Genomic DNA, 23,464 nt, shown 5'->3' with positions numbered 1-23,464 from the left:
GGAAAAGACAACCCCTTCCCCCGCACAAGTTCTGTGCGCGGGGGAAAATAGGCTTAGAGTCTGGCCAGAAGCGCCGGAGTTGGCCATGCATCCGCAGGGAGGCCGAGTTTTTGCTGCACGCTTTGCACGGCTTCGCGGGTCTTCTCACCTAGAATGCCGTCCACACCGCCGACATCATAGCCCATGTTGACGAGCTTTTGCTGAAGCTGCTTCATCTGCGCACCAGAGAGACCTGCCTCGGGATTGCCCGCGTTGAAAACGGGCGCGCCTTCGAGGCGGGTGGCGAAATAGGCCGCAGTGGTCACATAGACAAAGCTCTTGTTCCACTCGAAATAGACCTCAAAATTCGGATAGGCGAGAAAGGCCGGACCGTTGCGCCCCATAGGCAAAAGAACAGAGGCCTTGAGGGAGGACGGGCCGAGAGAGCCGGAGCGCGGCTTGACGCCCAGTTTGGCCCATTGGCTCACGGTCATCTTGTGGTTGAGACCGGTTTTCGACCAGTCGAGTTCGGCGGGCACCGTGATCTCTTGCAGCCAGGGCTCATTCGCACGCCATCCCAGATGCCGCAGCATTTTGGCGCCGGACATGAGCGCATCGGGCGCCGAGGTCTTGAGCCGCACATGCCCGTCACCGTCACCATCGACGCCGTTTTCGAGAATGTCTTTCGGCAGCATTTGCACCATGCCGATTTCACCGGCCCATGCGCCCTGTGTGGTGGCAGGGTCAAAATCGCCGTGTTCATAAAGTGTCAGGGCGGCAAAGACTTGCGGTTGGAAAAGTTCGGGGCGGCGGCAGTCATGCGACAAGGTCATCAGCGCGTTGAGCGTGTTGAAATTGCCCTGCACCTGTCCGTAATCGGTTTCCAGCGCCCAAAATGCCAGAAGCACACCGCGCGACACGCCGTAATCGCGTTCGATCCGGTCAAAGACGCTTTTGTATTTCGCGGCATTGGCAGCCCCGTTTTGCAGCCGGTTCTGGCTGATGACCGCACGGGAGAAATCGATAAAGCTCTTTTGAAAGAACCCTTGGGCGCGGTCGGCCTTGATCACAGACGGATCATGGCGCGCGGCAGCAAAGAAGCGATCAACGGCCGCTTTCGAATGGCCTTTGGCGAGGGCTTCGGCTTTCATCTTCTGGACGAAACCGGAGAAATTTCCGCCACAGGACACATCGGCCAGAGCAGGCGTGGCAAGAAGGGCGGAGAGGGTGAGAGCAAGGCTCAGAGAACGCATGGGATTACCTTTTAAAAGTCCGGTTGCAGGCACGATAGCGGGGGCAGTGGTGTCACGCAAATGACAGAATGGCAACACAGAGGAAAACCGCGCCCCATGCCTGCCAAAGTCGGGTGCAGGCGGCGTGGATGTCTCGCGTATGTGCCTCGCGCCCTGTGGGGTTGACCCAAGGGTAGTCACGCAATTCACCATGATAGGCGCGCGGGCCGGACAGGGCGACGCCGAGACTGCGGGACAGGGCGGCTTCGGGCCAGCCCGCGTTGGGGGAGCGGTGTCGGTGCGCCTCTGCAAGAATGTCGCGCCACAGTGACAGGGGTTTGCCCCACGGAAACAGCAGGAGCGCGGAGAGGCGCGCCGGAGCCAGATTGAGCAGATCATCCAGCCGCGCCGCCGCCCAGCCGAAGTCACGGTGCCGCTCTGTGCGGTAGCCGATCATGCTGTCGGCGGTGTTCACCAGCTTGTAGACCAGAATGCCGGGCAGGCCGAAAATCAGGAACCAGAAGGCCGGCGCGATAACCCCGTCGGAGAAATTCTCCGCCGCCGATTCAATGGCGGCACGGGACACGGCGGGGGCATCTAGCTCTTGTGTCTCCCGCCCGACAATCATCGCCACGGTGCGACGACCTTCAAAAAGTGAGCGTTCGAGACCGTCGACCACGGCTTTGACATGTTGGATCAGGGATTTCTGCGCCAGAAGGATGGCCCCCAGAAGCACCTCGATCCAAGGGCCGATGAACGGGATATGGCGCAAAAACAGTCCGAGCATGGCGGCGCAGAGGGTCAGGACAAGGACGAGTAGAGCACCTTTCAGCTTGCGCATGTCGCCTGTGTTGAACCGCGTGTCGGCCCAGCCGATCAACCGCCCCATCAGTACGGCGGGGTGGGGCAGGCGGGACCACAGCCATTTCGGCTCGCCGAATATGGCGTCGAGGATCAGGGCCAGAGAAAGTGCAAACGCCGTGCTCACAAAACGGCCTCCAACTGATCCCACCTGTCTTTCGGCGGCAGGCCAAGACGCACCCATGTGTCGGAATAGGGAAAGATGCGGGACCAGACGTGCCCTTGGGCGAGCCTGTCCTGAAAGGCGCGGGCATTGGCCAGTTTATAGAGGCGAAACAACGGGGTGCCACCCATGAGTTCTGCGCCGGTGTTTTGCATAAGGCGGTCCAGTTTTGCGCTGCTTTCGTGCAGCTGGATGCGCTGCTGCTCTGCCCAGTCCGGATCATTCAGGGCCGCCGTGCCAATAGACAGCGCGGGGCCGGACACTGCCCAAGGACCGATCAGCGCGGCCAGCCGGTCGATGAGCTCGGGGGCTCCGATGGCAAAGCCGAGACGCAGCCCCGCCAGCCCCCAGAACTTCCCGAAGCTTTTGAGCACAATGGTCCGCCCGTCGGGCACCCGCGCGATGTGGGTCTGCTCCGGCATCACATCGCAAAAACTTTCGTCGATAATCACATGGGGGGCGATGAGGTCTTCGGCCTGCCAAAGGCGACCGGTCGGGTTGTTGGGATGGACCACGACCTGCACATCTGCGGGCTGGTCGGGGGCTTGGTCGCATATCTGCCATCCGTGGGCGGCGAAGGCGCCGGCATGTTCGTTATAGGTCGGCGTCCGGATGTCGACCTTGCCCTCGGGCCAAAGGGCGGGGAGGCGGGCAATCAGGCTTGAGGCCCCCGGTGCGGCGAGAATCGCGGCCCCTTTGGGCACGTCCCAAAACGTGCGCGCCGCCTGAACGAGCGCATCTTGCGCGGCGGCATCGGGGAGCAGCGCCCATGCGCTTTGCGGAATTTTGCCGATGGGGTAGGGGGTCGGATTGATGCCTGTAGACAGGTCGATCCAATCGGCTTTCTCGCCCCCGTAGCGGGCAACCGCCGCATCCAGACCGCCGCCATGATCGCGATGTTTGCTCATATTCACGCTCCTGAAACTGCCTGTCGGTGGAAGGGGAAATATAATGTATTTACAGAGGTTTCCTCCCTGAATCCCCTGCCTGCGGCATATTGGTCCGAAGGCCGGGCCGCGCCGGAGTGTCCGGCGATGCGGAGGGGGTTGAAATCACGGTTTGAAATGTGCCTGCGCGCGCGGAGAAACCTTGTCATACCTCTGTTTCGACGCAGCATGAGGGGAGTGCAAGTTAAAATCTTAACTTTTTGGTCGGCGAGAACAGGCCGGACCAGATTGACCCTCGGGTTAAGGATTCGCTAAATTTCCCCATCGATTCCGTTTTCGCCGTAAGAAGAACAAGAATGGGATGCGGTGCGGACCGTGTCGGAGGGATTATGCAAGTATTGATTGTCGAAAGCCGTCCGGAATTGGGAGAAATCTGGAAGCGACATTTGGAACGTCACGGGATGGCCGTGTCCCTTGTGCACGGACAGGAAGACGCGATTGCCGCGCTACAACTGTCGGCGCCGCAGTTGATTGTGCTGGACCTCGTTCTGGAGGACGGCTCCGCCTTTGCTGTGGCCGATTATGCCAATTACCGCCATCCGGACACGCGTGTGATCTTCACCACCAATACAAGCTTCTTTTCCGACGGGTCGATCTTCAGACATGCGGCCAATGCCTGTGCCTTTGTGCCCAATGAAGTCAATCCCGATGATCTGACCGCGATGGTCGAATATTACGGAAAAGCCGCCTCCTGATCCGGTCAGCCGCGCCCGTGTGGCGCATCGAAGTCCAGCTCGGGGCTAACGGGCACGATGCGTTGCGGGTTGACCGTGTTCTGGCTGTAATAATAGTGCCGAATGATGTGGTCGAAACGGGTGGTCCCTTTGATCCCCGGCATCTGGTAGAGTTCACGGGTATAGGCCCAGAGGTTCGGGTAATCCTTGAGCATGTGTTTGTTGCATTTGAAATGCGTGTGATAGACCTTGTCGAACCGCACCAGCGTGGTGAACAGTCGCCAGTCGGCTTCGGTCAGGCGGTCCCCGGTGAGATAGCGGTTCTCGCGCAAGATGGTTTCGAGCCAGTCCAGACTGTCAAACAGCGGGTAAACGGCATCATCATAGGCGGTTTGGGTGGTGGCAAAGCCCGCTTTGTAGACGCCATTGTTCACCGTGTCATAGATGCGGGTGTTGAGTGTCTCGATCTCGGAGCGCAGGTCTTCCGGCCAGAAATCAAGGTGGTTTCCCGTGATCCCGTCAAAGGCAGAGTTGAACATGCGGATGATCTCCGAGGATTCGTTGGAGACGATTGTGCCCGTGTCTTTGTCCCACAGAACCGGCACGGTGACGCGGCCGGACACGGCTGGCTCGGCCTCCGTGTAAATCTCGCGCAGAAATCTTTTGCCAAGGAGCGTGTCTCCCGTCGTCCCCGAGAAATCCGTATTGAAACTCCACCCGTCTGACAGCATGTCGGGGTGGACGACAGAGACGGAAATATGTGGCTCAAGCCCTTTGAGGCTGCGGAAGATCAACGTCCGGTGCGCCCAAGGGCAGGCATAGGAGACATAGAGATGATAGCGCCCGCTTTCGGCTTTGAACCCGCCATGCCCCGAAGGGCCGGCGGCGCCATATGCGGTGATCCAGTTGCGGAAACCTGCGGTGCTGCGCTGGAATTTGCCGCCGGTTGCTGCGGTGTCATACCAGCCGTCATGCCAAGTTCCGTCTTTCAGATAGCCCATTTCGATCTCCACTCTGCGTCCCCTTAGCCTATCGTCTTTGCCGACATGCGCAAACAGGCGTCAGGGCGCATTGATCGTGCGTGAATGCACATTCTGGGCGGAATGGCGGCGAGAACGGCGCCGTTGACCTGCGACAATCCGGTGACTCTCTCAGAGATCTGCTGACGCGACGTGACGGTTAACTTGACGCTAAACATTTTGCCCCCATCCTTATGGGGAGCCGCCCTTTGAAACACATTGGCTTTGAAAGGGCTTCGAAAAGACAAGTGTTACAAAGATGGCATCATAAGATGTTATTCGGGAATCGCTTGAAGGGTGGAGAGAGATTATGTCGGATTTTTTGCCGAAAGAGGTGCGCGAAGGTCTTGAACTGGCCCGCAAACGCAACCTTAAACGCGGATCCCGCCTGCGCGTGCGCGTGGGGGAGGAGACCTATCCGATCCTGCGATCTTGGAGCAACGGATTCGCGCTGGATCGTGAGAACACCGAACATCTGCGCGGGTTGGTCGATGTCTTTGACGGGTCGCGTCATCTCTATCAGGCGTTGATCGTCGCGGCGAAAGATGACGGGCACGAGATGAGTTTCGAGTTCAAACGCTCGACCGCAGCGACCGACAAGCCGCCTCTGGATTACGACCGGCCCGATGACGCGCCAGTCGCACTTTTGCCGCGTTAAGCCTTTCGGAAAACGCTTTGACCTCAGGGGCCTGCTTATTGCAGGTCGCTGAAGGCCTCCTTGAGACGGGTGCAGGCATCCTCGACAATGCTGCGCGGTGTGGCGAGGTTGAAGCGCAGGTAATTCTCGCCACCTGTGCCAAAGGTCGGCCCGTGGTTCGGGGCGATCCGTGCGGTTTTCTCGACGCGGGCGGTAAATTCTTCGCGTGACATGCCTGTATCGGTGAAATCGACCCATGCCAGATAGGTGGCCTCCAAAGGCATGGAGGTCAGCCCCGGAATCGCCGCAATCTCGGCGTCGAAAATCTGGCGGTTTCCGTCGAGATAGGCGACCAGTTCATCCACCCAAGCGGCCCCTTCCGGACTGTAGGCGGCAGTGGCCATCTCAAGCCCGAAGGAATTGGGCGAAATGCCAAGAGCCGCCATGCGCGCGGCGAAGGTCTCGCGCAGTTTCGCATCCGCAATGATGACATTGCCGGAATGGGTGCCCGCGATGTTGAAGGTCTTTGTGGTCGCGGACATCATGACAAGCCGGTCCTCGATCCCGTCAATCAGTGCCATCGGTGTGTGTGTATGGCCGGGCATCACGAGATCATGGTGAATTTCATCGGAGACCAGAACAAGATCATGCTTCCGGCAGAAGGCTGCCACAGCTTCGAGTTCCTCGCGGGTCCAGACGCGACCACCGGGGTTGTGCGGCGAGCACAGGATCAGCATGCGCTCCTTGCCGCTCATCTGCGCGTCCCATGCGTCAAAATCCATCATGTATTTGCCGTTTTCAAGCGCCAGAGGACATTCGACGACCTCGCGCCCTGCGGCTTTGATGACGCGGTGGAAGGCATGGTAAACCGGTGTCATCAGAACCACCCCGTCTCCCGGTTCGGTAAAAGCATCAACGCATAGTCCGGTGCCGTTCACCAGACCATGTGTTGTGAAAACCCACGCCGGATCAATCTCCCAACCGTGGCGATGCTTCATCCACCAGCCGATTGCGGCAAGGTAATCGCTCTCGTCCCCGAAATACCCGTATACCCCGTGTTCGGCCATTTTTTCCAACGCGGCCTGCACGACTGCGGGCGGACGGAAATCCATATCGGCGACCCACATGGCAATGCCGTCCTTGGCGGGGACACCGTAGATGTCTGCCATCTTGTCCCATTTGGCGCAATGGGTGCCGAAGCGGTTGATGATCGGGTCAAATAGCGGATTGGTCATGAGAGGCTCCAGATGCTCCATCGGGTTTGTCGAAAGCCTAGTCCCGCGAAACGGGGAAGGAAAACCGAAAATCCTGTAGGAGGGGTTGCGCGTTTTCAGCGCAGCGTGGTTGTCGCGGCAATTTGATGCCAGATGTTTCGCTTTGAGGGGCGTTTCGATCAAAACTCGGACTTCAAGTTTTACCCGAAAGGCATTAAATGCAAAGCATGACCCTGAAAACGATCCTCATCCACCCCGACCCGCGTCTGAAGAAACATTGCGATCCGGTCACTGATTTCGACCGCGATCTTGCCCGGTTTGCCGATGATATGCTGGAAACCATGTATGATGCGCCGGGCGTCGGGCTCGCCGCGCCACAGGTGGGGCTGATCAAGCGGATGCTGGTCATGGACTGCGCCAAGGAGGCCGAAGGGACTCCGGAGCCGATGGTGCTGGTCAATCCCGAGGTGACGTGGACGAGCGAAGAGCGCAACGTCTACGAAGAGGGCTGTCTCTCGATCCCCGGCCAATATGCCGAGGTGGAGCGCCCGAAGATGGTGCGCGTCAAATGGCAGGATGTCGAAGGCAAGGCGCATGAGCAGGAGTTCGACGAGCTTTGGGCCACCTGCGTTCAGCACGAAATCGACCACCTCGACGGGGTGCTGTTCATCGACTATCTCAAACCGCTCAAGCGCCAGATGATCACCCGCAAGATGCAAAAGCTCAAGCGCGACAAGGCGCGGGCCTGATGGCGCTGCGCGAGATTCTGCTCTGGCCGGATGAGCGTCTGAGCACGCGCTGCGCAGAGGTGGACGAGATCACGCCGGATCTGCGCACTCTCGTTTCCGATATGTTTGACACCATGTATGCCGCGCCGGGGCGTGGGCTTGCGGGGCCACAGGTCGGCGCGATGCTGCGGCTGTTTGTGATGGATGCGACGTGGAAAGAGGGGGAGAAGACGCCCTTTGTCGCGATCAATCCCGAGATCACCGCGCGTTCCGAAGACACCTGCGAGATGGACGAGGGCTGCCTGTCGATCCCCGACATCACCGCTCCCGTGACGCGCCCCGTGCGGATCACTCTGGCATGGACCGATCTTGATGGTGTGCGCCACAGCCGCCCGATGGACGGGGTCGAGGCCCGTATCATTCAGCATGAGTTCGACCATCTCGACGGGCTCGTGCATTTCGACCGGCTCGACGCGAAGACCCGCGCCCGCCTTGAGGAGGCCTACGCATGACCCAGCGCCCGTTCCTGCCCTATCCGGACAAACGTCTGAAAACCGCCGTGCCGCCGGTTGCAGAGATCACCGATGACATCCGCAGCATCTGGGCCGATATGGTGGAGACGATGGACGCCATGCCGGGTTATGGTCTCGCCGGACCACAGATCGGTGTGATGCAGCAACTCGCCGTGGTCGATTGCTCCGAAGAGCGCGGCAAGGCGGTTTTGATGGCCAATCCGGAAGTGCTGCACGCCTCTGTGCAACTGCGCGAACATGAGGAAGCCTCCCCGAACCTGCCCGGCATGTCCGCCGTCATCGCCCGTCCGCGGGCTGTGACCGTGCGGTTTCTCAATGCGGCAGGCGAGATGGAAGAGCGCGATTTCGTCGGGCTTTGGGCGACCTCTGTGCAACACCAGATCGATCACCTGAACGGCAAGATGTATTTTGACAATCTCAAGCCGGTAAAACGCCAGATGTTTCTGAAAAAGGCCAAGAAAATGGGAGCCATGAAATGAGAGTGATCTTCATGGGCAGCCCCGATTTCTCCGTCCCCGTGCTCGATGCGCTGGTCGAGGCGGGCCATGAAATCGCCTGTGTTTATTGCCAGCCGCCGCGTCCTGCGGGGCGGGGTAAAAAGGAGCGCCCGACACCTGTGCAGGTCCGCGCCGAAGAACTGGGCCTGCCGGTGCGTCATCCGGTGAATTTCAAAGACCCTGCGGATGTGGCCGCCTTCGAGGCGTTGCAGGCAGAGATCGCCGTGGTCGTGGCCTATGGTCTTTTGCTGCCGCAATCCATTCTCGGCGCGCCGGAACACGGTTGCCTCAACATTCACGCCTCGCTTCTGCCGCGTTGGCGGGGGGCGGCGCCGATCCATCGGGCCATTCTCGAAGGCGACGACAAAACCGGTGTCTGCATCATGCAGATGGAAGCCGGTCTCGACACCGGCCCTGTGCTGTTGCGTCAGGAAACCGACATCACGGCAGAGGACACCGCCGCGCTCTTGCATGACCGGCTCTCGGAAATGGGGGCCGATGCCATCACCGTTGCTCTGGACAGTCTGGAACAACTGGTGCCCGAGCCGCAGCCGGACGCGGGTGTGACCTATGCCAAAAAGATCGACAAGGCCGAGGCGAAAATCGACTGGACCCGTCCGGCGGCTGAGATCGATCGGCAAATTCGTGGCCTGTCGCCGTTTCCGGGCGCTTGGGCCATGCTGAACGGCGAGCGGATCAAGTTCCACATGTCCCGCGTAACAGAGGGCGATGCAGCCCCCGGCGAGGTGATCGGTGCCTTTACCATTGCCTGCGGGGAAGGGGCTGTGGAAATTCTCACTGCGCAGCGCGAGGGCAAACGTGCTATGCCTGTGACAGAGATTTTGAAAGGGCTGGACTTGCCGCAGGGCAGCCGGTTCGAATGAGGACACATCCATGTTTCCAGTTCTGATCGGCACAGTGGTGATTGCGGGGATCGTTGGCTATGTCTGCGAAAAGACCGGCTTTACCCGCAACGGCTATCTGCCCTCGATCATCATCTGCGTCGGCGGGGCGTTTCTTGCCTATTTCATCAAGCTTATGTTCGGCATCGGTCTGGGCTCTCCGGGGCTCAACGCCATTGTGTCCTCGCTGGGCGCGCTCATCATCGTGCCGACCCATTGGCGCAGAAGGTAACGACATGCCCGTTCTCGTCCTTATCATCATCGGAGCCGCTGCGGGGTTCATTGCCACCCGCGTCATGGACCTGAAAACCGACCTGATCACCACCGTGGTGATCGGTATGTTCGGGGCTTTGATCGGCGGATTGGTGTTGCGGTTTCTGTTGATGCTGACCGGAGCGGCCGCCGGCTTCGTGGGTGCGATCCTCGGAGCCATGCTGCTCATCTGGGCGTGGAAAGCAGTGACGGGGCGGAAATGATCTGGCTTTTGTCGATACCGGGGATGATTGCGCGTATTCTGCTGAGCATGGCGTTCTGGCTCATGCTGCGCCCCGGTGGCTGGCTTGTCGCCTGTTGTCTGGCGGTTGCGGCAACGTGGTATATCAAGACTTGAGGCTTTGATCCCACCGTGCGTCGTTTCAGGATCGCGGCGGGCGGGATTTGTAAACGGGCAGGGACCAGCCCCAGATCAGACTTCCTGCGCGCAGCGTGAATGTCAAAGCACCACACAAAGCGAATTCAAAAACAGGCGGAAAGTCAAAATAGGACGCGCCAAGCAGGGCCATTGCGCCCAGAAGTGCCGCCGAGGCGTAAAGCTCGCCCTGTTTGAGAACCAAGGGCACTTCGTTGCACACCACATCGCGCATCAATCCGCCGAAACAGCCGGTTGCCACCCCCATGAGTGCGACGATCACAGGCGGTTGCCCGAGTTTGAGCGCCACACCCGCCCCTGCGGACACGGCCACGGAAAGCGCCACCGCATCGGCCCACATGAGTGCGGTCATGCGGTTCTCGAACCGGTGCGCGGTAAAGAAAACACCTGCGGCCACAAGACAGGCGATGAGGATATAGCTTGGTTCTGCGATCCAGAAGACCGCGTCACGGTTGAGTAGCACATCGCGCAACGTGCCGCCGCCAACTGCGGTCAGGCAGGCGAGAAAGGCAAAGCCCACGAGATCAAGTTGCGCACGGGAGGCGGCCAGCGCACCGGAGATTGCAAAGACGATGACCGATGCGTAATCCAGCACCGCCAGCAGGGTCATGACGCCGACTTCTTGAAGGGGGCCATGCCCGCCCGCGCCAGTTCGTCGGCTTTTTCATTCTCTGCGTGGCCTGCGTGGCCCTTGATCCATTTCCACGTCACATTGTGGGTGGCCTGCGCTTCGTCGAGGCGCTGCCAGAGATCGACGTTTTTCACAGGCTTCTTCGCCGCCGTCTTCCAGCCGTTGCGTTTCCAGCCGTAAATCCAGCCGGTGACGCCGTTTTTCACATAGGCGCTGTCGGTGGTGATGGTGATGTCGGTCGGGCGGCTGAGGGCTTCCAGCGCGTTAATCGCGGCGAGCAGTTCCATCCGGTTGTTGGTGGTCTCCGCCTCTCCGCCTTTCAACTCTCGTTCCTTGACGATTTCGCCATCCTTGAAGGCGCGCATCAAAACGCCCCAACCTCCGGGGCCGGGGTTGCCGGAACAGGCGCCATCCGTCCATGCGTGAATCTCGGGCATAGGGTCTGTCCTCTTCGGCTTAGGCAAGGTCGCGCAAGACGCGCGGCACTTTGAATTCTACATTTTCCTGCGCGGTTTCGACCAGTTCAACGGTCACATCAAAACGCGCACGGAAGGCGTCGATCACCTCGTTGACCAACACTTCGGGCGCGGAGGCGCCTGCCGTGATGCCGATGGAGGTGATGCCTTTCAGGGCCCGCCAGTCGATGTCATCCGCACGTTGCACCAGTTGCGAATAGGCGCAGCCATTGGCCTTGCCCACTTCGACCAGACGTTTGCTATTTGAACTATTGGGCGCACCAATCACCAAAAGAGCGTCGATATTTGATGAAATGGCTTTCACCGCCGCTTGCCGGTTGGTGGTGGCATAACAGATGTCTTCCTTGTGCGGACCGACGATGCTCGGGAACCGCGCGCGCAGGGCGGCGACCACTTCGACCGTATCATCGACCGACAATGTGGTCTGGGTGATAAAGGCCAGACGCTCGGGATCGCGCACCTCAAGCCCCGCCACATCTTCCGGCTTTTCGACCAGCAAGACCTCACCCTCGGGCAGTTGCCCCATCGTGCCGATGGTTTCGGGATGTCCGGCATGGCCGATCATGATCATCTGGAGCCCCGCCGCATGGTGCCGCTCCGCCTCGATATGCACTTTCGACACAAGCGGGCAGGTGGCATCGACATAGACCATTTCGCGCTGTGCCGCTTCGGCGGGCACGGCTTTGGGCACGCCGTGGGCGGAAAAGATCACGGGCCGGTCGTCTGGGCAGTCTTCGAGTTCTTCGACAAAGACGGCGCCTTTTTCCTTGAGGCTGTCGACCACGAATTTGTTGTGCACGATCTCGTGGCGGACATAGACCGGCGGGCCCCATTTCTCGATTGCCATTTCGACAATCTTGATGGCGCGGTCCACGCCTGCGCAAAACCCGCGGGGGGCGGCAAGGTAAAGAGAGAGGGGGGGCATGTGTGTCGTTTCGGTCATGGCGCGCTCCTGATCTTGTGCAGAGGTAGCGAGGAACGCCTGTGAGTGCAACTGAGTGCAGCGACCGGAATGGGAAAAGCCCCCGCTTTCGCGAGGGCTTTTGATCAGCTTTCGTAACCGTCGTCCTCGCGCGGTTCGCGCGGCGGGCGTCCGAGAACGTCTTTGAGATCGTTCAACTCGATGAAGTTGTCGGCCTGACGGCGCAGCTCGTCCGCGATCATCGGCGGCTGGGTGCGGATCGAGGAAACCACGGATACACGCACGCCCTGACGCTGGAGGCTTTCAACCAGCGGACGGAAATCGCCGTCGCCGGAGAACAACACAATGTGATCGACATGGGGCGCAAGCTCCATCGCGTTCACGGCCAGTTCGATGTCCATATTGCCCTTGATCTTGCGCCGGCCCATAGAGTCGGTGAACTCTTTGGCCGGTTTTGTGACCATGGTGAACCCGTTGTAATTCAACCAGTCGACCAAGGGGCGGATCGGGGAATAGTCATCATTTTCGAGCAGAGCTGTGTAGTAAAAAGCTCGCAACAGTTTGCCGCGGCGCATGAATTCTTGCCGGAGAAGTTTGTAATCAATGTCGAATCCGAGCGACTTTGCCGCTGCATAGAGATTCGATCCATCGATGAACAAGGCAAGACGTTCATCTTTATAAAACATCTAAATGTCCTTTATAGTTTGCTTTTTTGGGCTGGACCCATGCAAATTAGGGCATGAACAGCCGGTTGTTCTTGGCTTTCGGATGCGCTGGATAGTATGAAACGGACCAGAGCTAAACTAGCCAAAAAAGATAGGGCGGATTCTGCGTGGGTCGAGATTTACATTCGCAATGGGCAAAAACACGCGCATGGATCGCTTTTGGCGCGAACCTGCCTTCGGTTGTGGGCACCCCGCTGGAGACCTTGCGCGCGGCGGTGAGAGAGCTTGAGGACGCGGGTGTTACCGTCACCGCTGTGAGCCGCGTTTACGAGACGCCCTGCTTTCCGGCGGGGGCGGGGCCGGACTATGTGAATTTCGTCGCCGAAGTGCAAAGCGCCAATGCGCCCGAGGAACTTTTGCAGACGCTGCACATGATCGAGGCCCGTTTCGGCCGTGTGCGCAAGCTGCGGTGGGCGGGGCGCTCGATTGATCTTGATCTTCTGGCGGTCGAACAGGAAATCCGCCCTGACGTAGTGTCCGTGCGGGCATGGATCACCCTGCCGTTTGTCGAGCAAAGCGTGCGCGCACCGGACCAGTTGATCCTGCCGCATCCGCGTATTCAGGACCGTGCGTTCATGCTGATTCCCTTTGCCGATCTTGCGGCGGACTGGCGGCACCCGATTTTGGACAAAACCGTCAGGGAAATGCTGGATGCCCGCCCCACGGACGAGAAATCCGAGATAAAACTCATGCCCGAAGTGGAAATCCTCACGGATTAAAGGGAACGGCGCTTGTCAATGGCGGGTCAAGTCCCTAAATAGAGCCTTTGTATAAATGCCCCGTCAGTCTGAAAGATTGGAGATCCCATGGCCCGCGTGACCGTTGAAGATTGCGTCGACAAGGTTCCGAACCGCTTCGAGCTTGTGATGCTCGCCGCCCACCGTGCGCGTGAGATTGCGGCCGGTTCGCAGTTGACCGTGGATCGCGACAACGACAAGAATCCGGTCGTCGCCCTGCGCGAGATTGCCGAAGAAACCCAATCCGCAGATGCACTGCGCGAACGGATGATCGAAAGCAACCAGACCCAGATCGAAGTTGACGAGCCGGAAGAAGACCAGATGGCACTTCTCATGGGTCAGGAAACTGACAAGCCGGCAGAGGACGATATGTCCGAAGAAAAACTGCTGCGCGCCCTGATGGAAGCGCAAGGGCAAAACTAAGGTGCGGGGCCGTATGGTCCAAAGCATAGGAGTTCGCGGACCAAAATGATCGACGTCGAAGACCTGATCGCACTGGTCCGCAACTACAACCCCAAAACTGATGCCGATTTGATCCGTGAGGCCTATGCCTACGGTAAAGAGATGCATGAGGGGCAGTTCCGCCGCTCCGGCGAGCCTTATTTCACCCATCCTGTCGCTGTCGCCGCCATTCTGACCGAACAGGCGCTGGATGATGCGACGATCATCACCGCTTTGCTGCATGACACGGTGGAAGACACCCGTGCCTCATATAGCGAGGTGGCGCGCAAGTTCGGGGAAGAGATCGCCGAGCTTGTCGATGGCGTGACGAAACTCACCAATCTTCAGCTGTCCTCGACAGAGACCAAACAGGCGGAGAACTTCCGCAAACTGTTTATGGCCATGTCGAAAGACCTGCGTGTTATTCTCGTGAAACTCGCCGACCGTCTGCACAACATGCGGACGATCAAGTCGATGCGGCCCGAGAAACAGCTGCAAAAAGCGCGCGAGACGATGGATATTTATGCGCCTCTGGCGGGGCGTATGGGGATGCAATGGATGCGCGAGGAGTTGGAAGACCTCTCGTTTCGCGTCATCAACCCCGAGGCCCGCAACTCGATCATCCGCCGTTTCATCCTGTTGCAGCGTGAAACCGGCGATGTGATCCACAAGATCACCAATGACATTCGTGTCGAGCTTGAGCGCGAGAATATCGACGCCGATGTGTTCGGACGCGCCAAGAAACCCTATTCCATCTGGCGCAAGATGGAGGAGAAACAGCAAAGTTTCTCCCGTCTGTCAGATATTTACGGCTTCCGCGTCATCACGCGCTCGGAGATGGACTGCTACCGTGTTCTCGGAGTGATCCATCATCGCTGGCGCGCTGTGCCGACGCGGTTCAAGGACTATATCAGCCAGCCGAAATCCAACGGATACCGCTCGATCCACACCACGGTGTCGGGGCGTGATGGCAAGCGGGTGGAGGTGCAAATCCGCACTCGCCAGATGCACGAAGTGGCGGAATCCGGCGTGGCCGCGCATTGGTCCTATCGCGACGGTGTGCCCGCGCAAAACCCGTTTGCGGTGGACCCGACGAAATGGCTTGCCCAGTTGACCGAGCGTTTCGAGAATGCCGAGGATCACTCCGAATTTCTCGAACACGTCAAGCTGGAGATGTATACCGACAAGGTCTTCACCTTCACGCCCAAGGGCGAGGTGGTGTCTTTGCCCAAGGGCGCGACGCCGCTTGATTACGCTTATGCGATCCACACGCGGATCGGGGACAGTTGTGTGGGGGCCAAGGTGGACGGGATTCGCGTGCCGCTCTGGACCCGTCTCAAGAACGGTCAAAGCGTCGAAATCCTCACCGCAGAGGGCCAGCGCCCGCAGGGCACATGGCTCGACATTGTGGTGACGGGGCGTGCCAAGGCGGCGATTCGCAAGTCCCTGCGCGAAGAAGATCGCGAGCGTTTCGTGAAACTCGGGCGCGAACTTGCGCGTGTCGCGTTCGAGCATGTCGGCAAGAAGGCCTCTGAAAAGGCGCTTGCAACGGCGGCGAAACAGATGACGCTGGCCAGCACCGAAGAGCTTCTGGCGCGGCTGGGCTCGGCCGAGCTTGCCGCCTCCGAAGCGGTCAAGGCGGTTTATCCGGAACTCGTCCGCGAGAGCGGGGCGATTGACGCGAAACGTGCGGTGCTTGGTCTGTCCGAAGGAGAGACCTACAACCGCGCCAACTGCTGTCAGCCGGTGCCGGGGGAGCGGATCGTCGGGATCACCTATCGCGGCAAGGGCGTGGTGATCCATGCCATCGACTGTCCCGCGCTCGAAGAACTGGAAAGCGAGACGAATCGCTGGGTCGATCTGCAATGGCACGCGGGGCCACATGCGCCGGAATATACCGTGTCGCTGGACATCACGATCTCCAATGATACCGGCGTGCTGGGCCGGATTTGCACACTGATCGGTGAGCAAAAGGCCAATATCTCGGACCTGAGATTCGTAGATCGCAAACCGGACTTTTACAGGTTGATTGTAGATGTCGACCTGCGGGATGTGGAACATCTCCATGCGGTGATGCTTGCGGTTGAGGCCGAAAGCGAAGTTGCGCAGGTGCGCAGGTACAGGAATTTGGACAGGCGACCCTAAGGGGTTCGGGGGAAACGTGGTTTTCAAGCGCCGGGAAAAACTTACGCCACTCAAATGGCTGGCGCAGGTGATCTGGCCCAAAGGGGGCTGGTCACGGGCCGTGCGCTATATGAAGCACCGTCTTCACCGCCTGCCGGACACGCCGCATAAAATCGCGCGCGGGGTTTTCGCGGGGGTGTTTGCCGTCTTTACCCCTTTCTTTGGCCTGCACTTCCTGCTCGCCTTTCTTCTCGCCAAGCTGATGCGCGGCAACGCCATCGCGGCGCTGCTGGCGACCTTTGTCGGCAATCCTTTGACCTATGTGCCGATCGGGGTGATCTGTATGAAAATGGGTCACTTCATGCTGGGCACCACCTTTGATCCGCATCACGAGCGCAGCTTTGTCGGCAAATTCTTTGATGCGGCGGATGATCTCTGGCGCAATTTCCTCGCGCTGTTCACAGAACGCGATGCGAATTGGGACGCGCTCATCCGCTTCTGGCACGATATTTTCCTACCCTATCTGGTGGGCGGCATCGTTCCGGGCATCATTGCGGGCACTGTCGCCTATTATGTCATGCTGCCGATGGTGGCCGCCTATCAGCATCGCCGCCGTGGCAGGCTCAAGGCCAAGCTCGAAGAATTGCGCCGCAAGAAACAGAGCCAGAAAACGCCGCACAAGCCTTGATCGCGCGGATCAAAGATTGTCGGTTTTCTTTCTGTGCGTGCGGAGTATTGTCCGGCTGAGAGAAAACCGTCTGGGAACAGGAATATGAGCCGGAAACTTCGCCTTGGCATGAATATCGATCACGTCGCCACCGTGCGCAATGCACGCGGGTCGGCCTATCCGGATCCGGTGCGCGCCGCGAAACTGGCCGAAGAGGCGGGTGCGGACGGGATCACCGCGCATTTGCGTGAGGACCGCCGCCATATCACGGATGCCGACATCGAGGCGCTGGTCTCGAACCTCACCGTGCCGCTCAACCTCGAAATGGCCGCCACCGACGAGATGCAGGCCATCGCCCTGCGCCACAAACCCCATGCCATCTGCCTCGTGCCGGAAAAGCGCGAAGAACGGACCACCGAAGGCGGGCTTGAAGTGGCACGGGAGGAAAACCGTCTGGCCCATTTCATCGCGCCTTTGCGCGAGGCCGGATCGCGCGTTTCGATCTTTATCGCCGCCGACCAGCCACAGATCGAAGCCGCCCACCGGATCGGCGCGGCTGTGGTCGAATTGCACACCGGCGCTTATTGCGACCTTCACGCCGAAGGAAAATTTGCCGAGCGCGACGAAGAACTGGCACGCCTCACCGAAATGGCGAAATTCGCTCACGGACTCGGGCTGGAGGTCCATGCGGGCCACGGGCTGACCTATGACACGGTGCAACCCATTGCGGCCCTGCCGGAGATTGCCGAGTTGAACATCGGGCATTTCCTGATCGGGGAGGCGATCTTCCGTGGCATCAAGCCCGCTATCGCAGAAATGCGCCGCCTGATGGATGAGGTGCGCGCTGAATGATCCTCGGCATCGGCTCCGATCTGGCGAATATCGACCGGATTTCCGGCACGCTTGAGCGGTTCGGGGCGCGGTTCAAGAACCGTGTTTTCACGCAGACCGAACAGGACAAGGCAGAGCGCCGCAGGGATGTGGCGGGCACCTATGCCAAACGCTGGGCCGCCAAGGAAGCCTGCTCCAAAGCTCTGGGCACGGGGCTTGCAATGGGCATCTCGTGGAAGGATATGGCCGTAAGCAACCTGCGCACGGGCCAGCCGGTGATGGAGGTTACAGGCTGGGCCAAGGACCGTCTCGAAGAAATGACACCGCCGGGACATGAGGCCATCATCCATGTGACACTAACCGACGATCACCCTTGGGCGCAGGCCTTTGTGGTGATCGAAGCCCGCCCGATTGCAGATTAACGCCCGTAAATCCGCGAAAACCCGATCATCACGGGCGTTTGGCTTGACTCCCATAGTCCTGCCTTTCATATCCCGCGTAACACCAAAGCAAATTCCCAAAGGATTTTCAGATGAGCAGTGCTAAGGACAGTCTGGTCGAAACCGTCAAAACCGTGGTCTACGCCCTGCTGATCGCCGGGATTTTCCGCACGCTGTTCTTCCAGCCGTTCTTTATTCCGTCCTCGTCGATGAAAGATACGCTGTTGATCGGTGACTTCCTCTTCGTCAACAAAATGTCCTACGGCTACTCGCAATGGTCCTGCCCGAAGGCGATCAATTTTCTTTGCCCGATTTCGGGCCGTATTCTCGGTTCTGAACCGGAGCGCGGGGACATTGTGGTGTTCGAGCATCCGACACAGCACCGCACCTTTGTGAAACGTCTGATCGGGATGCCGGGGGATCGTGTGCAGATCACCGACGGGGTGATCTTCATCAACGGCGAAGAGGTGACACAGACCCCTGATGGCAACTTTGTCGAGACCTTTGAAAAGCAAGGCGCCGCCGGTCGCTATCCGGCCTGTGCCAACACGCCGGGCGAGGGTGGCGAGTGCATCAAGGAAAAATTCATCGAAACCCTGCCGGGCGGGCGTCAGCACTCGATCCTGAACATCCGCACCACAGGCGTGGACAACACACAGGTTTATACCGTTCCGGAGAACAACTACTTCTTCATGGGCGACAACCGTGATAACTCCGCCGACAGCCGTGTGCCCACGACGATGGGCGGGGTAGGCTTTGTCCCCGAAGAATATCTCGTCGGCAAGGTGAGCCGCGTGATGTTCTCTGCGGCGGGCAAACATCTGGTCTACTTCTGGACCTGGCGCAAAGATCGATTCTTCAAGGCATTGCAGTGAAAATTTCCGCCGACATACAAGCATTCCAGAAACGTCTCGGGCATGAGTTTTCTCATCCCGAGCTTTTGCTGCGTGCGCTGACACACAGTTCCATCTCATCGGCCACGCGCCCCGACAACCAGCGTCTCGAATTTCTGGGCGACCGCGTTTTGGGGCTGACGATGGCCGAGGCGCTGTTCGAGAAAGACAAATCCGCCTCCGAAGGCCAGCTTGCGCCACGGTTCAACGCGCTTGTGCGCAAGGAAACCTGTGCCGATGTCGCCCGCCAGATCGACCTTGGCGCGGTGTTGAAGCTGGGGCGTTCGGAAATGATGTCCGGTGGTCGCCGCAAGGAGGCGCTGCTTGCCGATGCGATGGAGGCGGTGATTGCCGCAGTTTACCGCGATGCAGGGTTTGAAGTGGCCAAGGCCCTCGTGCGCAGGCTTTGGGGCAAACGCATTGACCATGTGGAGAATGATGCGCGCGACGCCAAGACCGCGCTTCAGGAATGGGCGCAGGCACGCGGCCAGAAACCTCCGAAATATGTTGAAATTTCCCGCAAGGGGCCGGATCATGCACCGGTGTTTACCATTGAGGTGACGTTGGAAAGCGGCCAGTCGGAATGCTCCGAGGCCAATTCCAAACGTCATGCCGAACAGGCCGCTGCCAAGGCGCTTCTCAAACAACTGGAGGCCGGGAATGGCTGAGACCACACGCGCGGGCTTCGTTGCCCTGATCGGTGAACCCAATGCGGGTAAATCGACGCTGCTGAACCGTATGGTCGGGGCGAAAGTCTCCATCGTTACACATAAAGTCCAGACCACACGCGCGCGTATTCGCGGCGTTGCACTGGAGGGCGACAGCCAGCTTGTCTTTGTTGACACGCCGGGGATTTTCAAACCCAAACGCCGCCTTGACCGTGCAATGGTCACCGCCGCGTGGGGTGGTGCCGCCGATGCCGATGTCGTCGTTCTGCTGATCGAGGCCCATAAGGGCGTCACCGAAGGCGTGGAAAACATTTTGGCCGCGCTGGATGAATATTCCAACCCGAAGCAGAAAGTCGCACTGGCGATCAACAAGATCGACATGGTGGATGTGGAAAAACTGCTCGCTCTGGCCAAAGACATGAACGAGCGCCATCATTTCGTGGAGACCTTTATGATCTCCGCTGAAAAGGGCCGCGGCGTTGATGATCTGCGCAAATGGCTGGCCAAGGAACTGCCCGAAGGGCCGTGGCTCTACCCTGAAGACCAGATTGCCGATCTGCCCATGCGTATGATCGCCGCCGAGATCACCCGCGAGAAACTGACGCTCAACCTGCATCAGGAACTGCCCTACCAGCTCACGGTCGAGACCGAGAATTGGGAAGAACGCAAGGATGGCTCCGCGCGGGTCGATCAGGTGGTCTATGTCTCCCGTGACGGCCACAAGGGCATCATCCTTGGCAAACGTGGCGAGACGATCAAACGGATTTCGCGGGCCTCGCGCGAGGAACTGTCGGAGTTTCTGGGCCGCAAGGTCCATCTCTTCCTACAGGTGAAAGTGCGGCCGAACTGGCTTGAAGAAGCCGAACGCTACGGCGAGATGGGCCTCGATTTCAAAGACGGAAACTGATGGCACGACTGACCGCAGATGTCTGGGTCTCGGCCTATCTGACACGGCTGCGCCTTGTCGATATTCCGGCCTTTGTCGTCAAGAAAGGCGATGCCACGGCGGGCGCGGTTCTGGTCAAGCTCAACACGCTCGATGGCAAGGCCAAGGCCTTTCAGCGCGAGTTCAACCTGATGGAAGACCGCCGCGAATGGCGGGTGCTCTGCGAGGGTGATGAGCGCGATGTGGATGCCTCGCTGATGAAACAGCGCAGCTTTGATCCCGATCTCTGGATCATCGAGGTCGAGGACCGTCAGGGGCGCACGCTTCTGGACGAGCCGGGCCTGTCGGAGTGAGATGATTGACCTCGCCCCTGTGGCGCGGCAGGGTCCAGTGAGTATTTTTGCCAACGGAAAGCGGGAACGCGCATGATCGAGTGGCGCGACGAAGGGGTGGTTCTGGCTGTGCGCAAACACGGCGAGACTTCGGTGATTGTCGAGGTGTTCACACCTGACCACGGGCGTCATGCCGGTGTGGTGCGCGGCGGCATATCGCGCAAGATGGCCCCGCATTTGCAGCCGGGCGGCCAGATCGCGGTGACATGGAAAGCGCGGCTTGAAGACCACCTCGGCGCGTTCACCTTTGAACCTGTGAAAAGCCGCACCCATGTTTTGGGCGATCCTCTGGCGCTTGCGGGGATGACGGCCACGGCGGCGATGCTGTCCTTTTTGCTGCCCGAACGCGAGGCGCATGGCTATCTCTATGCCGACAGTCTCGCCCTGTTTGACCGGATCGGCTTGGACCCCCGCTGGCCTCTGGCCTATCTGCATTGGGAAGTCTCCCTGCTCGAAGAACTGGGCTTCGGTCTTGATCTGTCCTCCTGTGCCGTTACCGGATCGCCGGATGATCTGGTCTATGTGTCTCCGAAAACCGGACGCGCCGTGTCGCGGCAGGGGGCGGGGGAATGGGCCGACCGGCTTTTGCCCTTGCCGCAATGTCTCTTGGGTCAGTCTTCGGTCGATTTCGCGGAGATCGGTCAGGGGCTTTTGACCACGGGGCATTTCCTCTCCAAGATCGCGGCGGAACTGTCGGACCGCCCTCTGCCCGCCGCACGGGACCGGTTTCTCGACCGGCTCGCAAAAAAGGCGGCGCAGGAAGCACCGCCTTTCTAAAACTCCGGTCGGGGCAGATCAGGCCAGCAGACGCCGTGCGATGACCTGTGCCTGAATTTCGCCTGCGCCCTCGAAAATGTTCAAAATCCGCGCATCACAGAGGATGCGGCTGATCTGATACTCAAGCGCAAAGCCGTTGCCGCCGTGAATTTGCAGCGCATTGTCCGCCGCCGCCCAAGCTACGCGCGCGCCCAAGAGCTTGGCCATGCCTGCTTCAAGGTCGCAGCGGTGCCCGTTGTCCTTTTCCCATGCGGAGAAATAGGTGAGCTGGCGGGCCACCATGATCTCGACCGCCATCATGGCGAGCTTGCCGGAGACACGAGGGAATTCGATCAGGGACTTGCCGAACTGCTTGCGGTCCTCGGCATATTGCATCCCGACCTCAAGCGCGTTCTGCGCCACACCGATGGCGCGGGCGGCGGTCTGGATGCGTGCGGATTCGAAGGTCTGCATCAGTTGCTTGAACCCTTGGCCTTCCACACCGCCCAGAAGGTTCTTGGCATCGACCTTGAACCCGTCAAAGCCCAGCTCGTATTCCTTCATGCCGCGATAGCCCAAGACCTCGATCTCGCCACCGGTCATGCCGGGTGTGGGGAAGGGGTCTTCATCCGTGCCCGGCGTTTTCTCGGCCAGAAACATCGACAGGCCTTTGTAATCCGTGGTGTCGGGATCGGTGCGGGCCAGAAGCGTCATCACATGGGTGCGCGCGGCATGGGTGATCCATGTCTTGTTGCCGGTCACCGTGTAGCTTTCGCCCTCTTTCACCGCGCGGGTGCGCAGGCTTCCGAGATCCGAGCCGGTGTTCGGCTCGGTGAACACGGCGGTGGGCAGGATTTCGGCGGAGGAGAGCTTCGGCAGCCATTGTTCCTTTTGCTCTTCCGTGCCGCCACCGAGGATCAGTTCGGCGGCAATTTCGGACCGTGTGCCCAGAGAGCCGACGCCGATATAGCCGCGGGACAGTTCTTCGGAGACCACGACCATCGCTGCTTTCGGAAAGCCGAAGCCGCCGTATTCTTCGGGAATGGTCAGGCCGAAGACGCCAAGCTCGGCCAGTTCCTCGATGATCTCCATCGGGATGAAATCGTCTTTGAGGTGCCAGTCATGGGCAAAGGGAGCGACTTTCTCATCGGAGAAACGGCGGAACTGGTCGCGGATCATTTCCAACTCGTCATCCAGTCCCGATGCGCCAAAGGTCGCATGGCCGGAATTGTCCCGCATCAGGGCGACAAGCCGCGTGCGTGCCTCGGTGGAATTGCCGTCGAGCATGAGCTTGACCACTTCGGGGTGGCTTGGCTGCACAAGGCCAAGGCCCAGATCGGCCAACCGGCAAATCTCGCCCTGATTCATCGGGATGCCGCCGTAGATCTGGCTCAGATACTCCCCGAAGGCGATCTGGTGGATCAGCTGCTCCATCTCGCCGAACTTGTCTTCGGAAGAAAGTGCTTCGGCCCATTTCTGCATCTGGCGCAGGCTTTCCACATAGGTGGCCAGCCATGCAAGCCCGTGGGCGGCGGTTTGATTGGCCTCGACCCTGCGGCTGGAAACGCGGCCGTTCTCCAGAAATTCCGAGCGCAGCGCGGCGCGGGCGCGCTCAAGAATGGCCTCGGCAGGGGCCACGGCCGCACGGGTCAGGGCCAGAAGATCGGGCAAAATGGGGTTCGACACGGGTCTCTCCTGTTGATCAAGGGCCATGAGACTCTCTCCTCCTTCGAGCGCTTCGCGAAAATCCGAGCCACAGATTTCCGACCACATAGCGCAACATATTGATGTCGTGGCCTTCCGCACCCTGTGTGTGACGCAAGCGGGGGGCGAGAGGCGT

Annotated in this window: 30 protein-coding genes; 20 read left to right on the top strand and 10 right to left on the bottom strand. The window is 59.6% G+C overall.

The features are described 5' to 3' along the window. Positions 1-53 precede the first annotated feature (53 nt). Genes KO492_RS09800 through KO492_RS09790 form a run of 3 tightly spaced genes read right to left on the bottom strand, consistent with a single transcriptional unit; the run spans position 54 to position 3,143 of the window. Complete coding sequence (locus KO492_RS09800) at positions 54-1,232, bottom strand: lytic murein transglycosylase (protein ID WP_216044784.1); 1,179 nt, start codon at positions 1,230-1,232, stop codon at positions 54-56. Positions 1,233-1,284: 52 nt separating this feature from the next. Further along, positions 1,285-2,199: an adenosylcobinamide-phosphate synthase CbiB gene (cbiB, locus tag KO492_RS09795; RefSeq protein WP_216044783.1), complete on the bottom strand. Its 915-nt coding sequence runs from the start codon at positions 2,197-2,199 to the stop codon at positions 1,285-1,287. Next, positions 2,196-3,143 (bottom strand): threonine-phosphate decarboxylase, encoded by a 948-nt coding sequence (locus tag KO492_RS09790; protein WP_216044782.1) that lies wholly within the window; start codon positions 3,141-3,143, stop codon positions 2,196-2,198. Before KO492_RS09790 ends, cbiB begins: the two co-directional genes overlap by 4 nt. 368 nt (positions 3,144-3,511) lie before the next feature. Here KO492_RS09790 and KO492_RS09785 point away from each other — a divergent pair, with 368 nt between their 5' ends. Beyond that, entirely contained in the window at positions 3,512-3,877 is a 366-nt protein-coding gene (locus tag KO492_RS09785) for a response regulator transcription factor (RefSeq protein WP_216044781.1), read from the top strand. 5 nt (positions 3,878-3,882) lie between these two features. Here KO492_RS09785 and KO492_RS09780 read toward each other — a convergent pair whose 3' ends face one another. Then, on the bottom strand, positions 3,883-4,857 hold the full coding sequence (locus tag KO492_RS09780) for a glutathione S-transferase family protein (RefSeq protein ID WP_216044918.1): 975 nt from the start codon (positions 4,855-4,857) through the stop codon (positions 3,883-3,885). 328 nt (positions 4,858-5,185) lie between these two features. Here KO492_RS09780 and KO492_RS09775 point away from each other — a divergent pair, with 328 nt between their 5' ends. Further along, positions 5,186-5,533: a hypothetical protein gene (locus KO492_RS09775; RefSeq protein WP_216044780.1), complete on the top strand. Its 348-nt coding sequence runs from the start codon at positions 5,186-5,188 to the stop codon at positions 5,531-5,533. 35 nt (positions 5,534-5,568) lie between these two features. Here KO492_RS09775 and KO492_RS09770 read toward each other — a convergent pair whose 3' ends face one another. Next, complete coding sequence (locus KO492_RS09770; protein ID WP_216044779.1) at positions 5,569-6,747, bottom strand: MalY/PatB family protein; 1,179 nt, start codon at positions 6,745-6,747, stop codon at positions 5,569-5,571. A 206-nt stretch (positions 6,748-6,953) separates the two neighbouring features. Between KO492_RS09770 and def (KO492_RS09765) the strand changes: the two genes are divergently transcribed. The 7 genes from def (KO492_RS09765) to KO492_RS09735 are packed head-to-tail and all read left to right on the top strand — an operon-like array spanning position 6,954 to position 9,996. Continuing rightward, positions 6,954-7,475, top strand: a complete 522-nt coding sequence (gene def, locus KO492_RS09765; RefSeq protein WP_066604737.1) for a peptide deformylase — start codon at positions 6,954-6,956, stop codon at positions 7,473-7,475. Further along, the gene (def, locus tag KO492_RS09760) at positions 7,475-7,966 is read left to right on the top strand and encodes a peptide deformylase (RefSeq protein ID WP_216044778.1); all 492 of its coding nucleotides are present in this window, start codon (positions 7,475-7,477) and stop codon (positions 7,964-7,966) included. Before def (KO492_RS09765) ends, def (KO492_RS09760) begins: the two co-directional genes overlap by 1 nt. Further along, positions 7,963-8,466, top strand: a complete 504-nt coding sequence (def, locus tag KO492_RS09755; protein WP_216044777.1) for a peptide deformylase — start codon at positions 7,963-7,965, stop codon at positions 8,464-8,466. Before def (KO492_RS09760) ends, def (KO492_RS09755) begins: the two co-directional genes overlap by 4 nt. Next, positions 8,463-9,368 carry a methionyl-tRNA formyltransferase gene (gene fmt, locus KO492_RS09750; RefSeq protein ID WP_216044776.1) on the top strand — a complete coding sequence of 302 codons (906 nt, stop codon included), beginning with the start codon at positions 8,463-8,465 and terminating at the stop codon, positions 9,366-9,368. Before def (KO492_RS09755) ends, fmt begins: the two co-directional genes overlap by 4 nt. Before the next feature lie 10 nt (positions 9,369-9,378). Further along, positions 9,379-9,618, top strand: a complete 240-nt coding sequence (locus KO492_RS09745; protein ID WP_066604587.1) for a hypothetical protein — start codon at positions 9,379-9,381, stop codon at positions 9,616-9,618. Positions 9,619-9,622: 4 nt separating this feature from the next. Next, positions 9,623-9,862: a GlsB/YeaQ/YmgE family stress response membrane protein gene (locus KO492_RS09740; protein ID WP_216044775.1), complete on the top strand. Its 240-nt coding sequence runs from the start codon at positions 9,623-9,625 to the stop codon at positions 9,860-9,862. Further along, a complete protein-coding gene (locus KO492_RS09735) occupies positions 9,859-9,996 on the top strand; it encodes a hypothetical protein (RefSeq protein ID WP_156444363.1) in 138 nt (45 codons plus the stop codon). Before KO492_RS09740 ends, KO492_RS09735 begins: the two co-directional genes overlap by 4 nt. A gap of 25 nt (positions 9,997-10,021) precedes the next feature. Here the strand turns inward: KO492_RS09735 and KO492_RS09730 are convergent, their stop codons facing one another. From KO492_RS09730 to KO492_RS09715, 4 genes are all read right to left on the bottom strand, one after another. Beyond that, positions 10,022-10,645 (bottom strand): trimeric intracellular cation channel family protein, encoded by a 624-nt coding sequence (locus KO492_RS09730; protein ID WP_216044774.1) that lies wholly within the window; start codon positions 10,643-10,645, stop codon positions 10,022-10,024. After that, the gene (gene rnhA, locus KO492_RS09725) at positions 10,642-11,103 is read right to left on the bottom strand and encodes a ribonuclease HI (protein WP_066604600.1); all 462 of its coding nucleotides are present in this window, start codon (positions 11,101-11,103) and stop codon (positions 10,642-10,644) included. Before rnhA ends, KO492_RS09730 begins: the two co-directional genes overlap by 4 nt. 19 nt (positions 11,104-11,122) lie before the next feature. Then, a complete protein-coding gene (ispH, locus tag KO492_RS09720; RefSeq protein WP_066604603.1) occupies positions 11,123-12,085 on the bottom strand; it encodes a 4-hydroxy-3-methylbut-2-enyl diphosphate reductase in 963 nt (320 codons plus the stop codon). Between the two features lie 104 nt (positions 12,086-12,189). Further along, entirely contained in the window at positions 12,190-12,750 is a 561-nt protein-coding gene (locus KO492_RS09715; protein ID WP_066604608.1) for a LabA-like NYN domain-containing protein, read from the bottom strand. A gap of 146 nt (positions 12,751-12,896) precedes the next feature. On the opposite strand from KO492_RS09715, the gene folK reads away from it, so the two are divergent. The 11 genes from folK to recO all read left to right on the top strand — a co-directional run bounded on the left by folK (position 12,897) and on the right by recO (position 21,645). Next, complete coding sequence (gene folK / locus KO492_RS09710) at positions 12,897-13,508, top strand: 2-amino-4-hydroxy-6-hydroxymethyldihydropteridine diphosphokinase (RefSeq protein ID WP_216044773.1); 612 nt, start codon at positions 12,897-12,899, stop codon at positions 13,506-13,508. Positions 13,509-13,595: 87 nt separating this feature from the next. Further along, a complete protein-coding gene (gene rpoZ, locus KO492_RS09705; protein WP_066604614.1) occupies positions 13,596-13,949 on the top strand; it encodes a DNA-directed RNA polymerase subunit omega in 354 nt (117 codons plus the stop codon). Positions 13,950-13,994: 45 nt separating this feature from the next. Further along, positions 13,995-16,112: a RelA/SpoT family protein gene (locus KO492_RS09700; protein WP_216044772.1), complete on the top strand. Its 2,118-nt coding sequence runs from the start codon at positions 13,995-13,997 to the stop codon at positions 16,110-16,112. Between the two features lie 16 nt (positions 16,113-16,128). Continuing rightward, entirely contained in the window at positions 16,129-16,779 is a 651-nt protein-coding gene (locus KO492_RS09695; protein ID WP_216044771.1) for a DUF2062 domain-containing protein, read from the top strand. A gap of 84 nt (positions 16,780-16,863) precedes the next feature. Continuing rightward, a complete protein-coding gene (locus tag KO492_RS09690; RefSeq protein WP_066604623.1) occupies positions 16,864-17,610 on the top strand; it encodes a pyridoxine 5'-phosphate synthase in 747 nt (248 codons plus the stop codon). Further along, a complete protein-coding gene (acpS, locus tag KO492_RS09685) occupies positions 17,607-18,011 on the top strand; it encodes a holo-ACP synthase (protein ID WP_216044770.1) in 405 nt (134 codons plus the stop codon). Before KO492_RS09690 ends, acpS begins: the two co-directional genes overlap by 4 nt. Positions 18,012-18,121: 110 nt before the next feature. Continuing rightward, positions 18,122-18,904, top strand: a complete 783-nt coding sequence (lepB, locus tag KO492_RS09680; protein ID WP_216044769.1) for a signal peptidase I — start codon at positions 18,122-18,124, stop codon at positions 18,902-18,904. Further along, positions 18,901-19,590, top strand: a complete 690-nt coding sequence (gene rnc, locus KO492_RS09675; protein ID WP_066604629.1) for a ribonuclease III — start codon at positions 18,901-18,903, stop codon at positions 19,588-19,590. The genes lepB and rnc overlap by 4 nt, the downstream gene beginning before the upstream one ends. Further along, on the top strand, positions 19,583-20,497 hold the full coding sequence (era, locus tag KO492_RS09670) for a GTPase Era (RefSeq protein ID WP_216044768.1): 915 nt from the start codon (positions 19,583-19,585) through the stop codon (positions 20,495-20,497). Before rnc ends, era begins: the two co-directional genes overlap by 8 nt. Continuing rightward, the gene (locus KO492_RS09665) at positions 20,497-20,829 is read left to right on the top strand and encodes a DUF1491 family protein (RefSeq protein ID WP_216044767.1); all 333 of its coding nucleotides are present in this window, start codon (positions 20,497-20,499) and stop codon (positions 20,827-20,829) included. The genes era and KO492_RS09665 overlap by 1 nt, the downstream gene beginning before the upstream one ends. Before the next feature lie 72 nt (positions 20,830-20,901). Then, a complete protein-coding gene (gene recO, locus KO492_RS09660; RefSeq protein WP_216044766.1) occupies positions 20,902-21,645 on the top strand; it encodes a DNA repair protein RecO in 744 nt (247 codons plus the stop codon). A gap of 18 nt (positions 21,646-21,663) precedes the next feature. On the opposite strand, the gene KO492_RS09655 is transcribed toward recO, so the two are convergent. Beyond that, on the bottom strand, positions 21,664-23,337 hold the full coding sequence (locus tag KO492_RS09655; RefSeq protein WP_216044765.1) for an acyl-CoA dehydrogenase family protein: 1,674 nt from the start codon (positions 23,335-23,337) through the stop codon (positions 21,664-21,666). Between the last annotated feature and the right edge of the window lie 127 nt (positions 23,338-23,464).

This window comes from Celeribacter halophilus, assembly GCF_018860305.1.
Lineage (GTDB): Bacteria > Pseudomonadota > Alphaproteobacteria > Rhodobacterales > Rhodobacteraceae > Celeribacter > Celeribacter halophilus_A.
The sequence above is the reverse complement of the archived record's forward strand: the minus strand, read 5'-3'. Positions and strand labels throughout refer to the sequence as shown.

Coding starts and splice junctions, on each gene's coding strand:
- KO492_RS09800 (WP_216044784.1), bottom strand. CDS start 1,232: ATGCGTTCTCTGAGCCTTGCTCTCACCCTCTCCGCCCTTCTTGCCACG.
- KO492_RS09790 (WP_216044782.1), bottom strand. CDS start 3,143: ATGAGCAAACATCGCGATCATGGCGGCGGTCTGGATGCGGCGGTTGCC.
- KO492_RS09785 (WP_216044781.1), top strand. CDS start 3,512: ATGCAAGTATTGATTGTCGAAAGCCGTCCGGAATTGGGAGAAATCTGG.
- KO492_RS09780 (WP_216044918.1), bottom strand. CDS start 4,857: ATGGGCTATCTGAAAGACGGAACTTGGCATGACGGCTGGTATGACACC.
- KO492_RS09775 (WP_216044780.1), top strand. CDS start 5,186: ATGTCGGATTTTTTGCCGAAAGAGGTGCGCGAAGGTCTTGAACTGGCC.
- KO492_RS09770 (WP_216044779.1), bottom strand. CDS start 6,747: ATGACCAATCCGCTATTTGACCCGATCATCAACCGCTTCGGCACCCAT.
- def (WP_066604737.1), top strand. CDS start 6,954: ATGACCCTGAAAACGATCCTCATCCACCCCGACCCGCGTCTGAAGAAA.
- def (WP_216044778.1), top strand. CDS start 7,475: ATGGCGCTGCGCGAGATTCTGCTCTGGCCGGATGAGCGTCTGAGCACG.
- def (WP_216044777.1), top strand. CDS start 7,963: ATGACCCAGCGCCCGTTCCTGCCCTATCCGGACAAACGTCTGAAAACC.
- fmt (WP_216044776.1), top strand. CDS start 8,463: ATGAGAGTGATCTTCATGGGCAGCCCCGATTTCTCCGTCCCCGTGCTC.
- KO492_RS09745 (WP_066604587.1), top strand. CDS start 9,379: ATGTTTCCAGTTCTGATCGGCACAGTGGTGATTGCGGGGATCGTTGGC.
- KO492_RS09740 (WP_216044775.1), top strand. CDS start 9,623: ATGCCCGTTCTCGTCCTTATCATCATCGGAGCCGCTGCGGGGTTCATT.
- KO492_RS09735 (WP_156444363.1), top strand. CDS start 9,859: ATGATCTGGCTTTTGTCGATACCGGGGATGATTGCGCGTATTCTGCTG.
- KO492_RS09730 (WP_216044774.1), bottom strand. CDS start 10,645: ATGACCCTGCTGGCGGTGCTGGATTACGCATCGGTCATCGTCTTTGCA.
- rnhA (WP_066604600.1), bottom strand. CDS start 11,103: ATGCCCGAGATTCACGCATGGACGGATGGCGCCTGTTCCGGCAACCCC.
- ispH (WP_066604603.1), bottom strand. CDS start 12,085: ATGACCGAAACGACACACATGCCCCCCCTCTCTCTTTACCTTGCCGCC.
- KO492_RS09715 (WP_066604608.1), bottom strand. CDS start 12,750: ATGTTTTATAAAGATGAACGTCTTGCCTTGTTCATCGATGGATCGAAT.
- rpoZ (WP_066604614.1), top strand. CDS start 13,596: ATGGCCCGCGTGACCGTTGAAGATTGCGTCGACAAGGTTCCGAACCGC.
- KO492_RS09700 (WP_216044772.1), top strand. CDS start 13,995: ATGATCGACGTCGAAGACCTGATCGCACTGGTCCGCAACTACAACCCC.
- KO492_RS09690 (WP_066604623.1), top strand. CDS start 16,864: ATGAGCCGGAAACTTCGCCTTGGCATGAATATCGATCACGTCGCCACC.
- acpS (WP_216044770.1), top strand. CDS start 17,607: ATGATCCTCGGCATCGGCTCCGATCTGGCGAATATCGACCGGATTTCC.
- lepB (WP_216044769.1), top strand. CDS start 18,122: ATGAGCAGTGCTAAGGACAGTCTGGTCGAAACCGTCAAAACCGTGGTC.
- era (WP_216044768.1), top strand. CDS start 19,583: ATGGCTGAGACCACACGCGCGGGCTTCGTTGCCCTGATCGGTGAACCC.
- KO492_RS09665 (WP_216044767.1), top strand. CDS start 20,497: ATGGCACGACTGACCGCAGATGTCTGGGTCTCGGCCTATCTGACACGG.
- recO (WP_216044766.1), top strand. CDS start 20,902: ATGATCGAGTGGCGCGACGAAGGGGTGGTTCTGGCTGTGCGCAAACAC.
- KO492_RS09655 (WP_216044765.1), bottom strand. CDS start 23,337: ATGGCCCTTGATCAACAGGAGAGACCCGTGTCGAACCCCATTTTGCCC.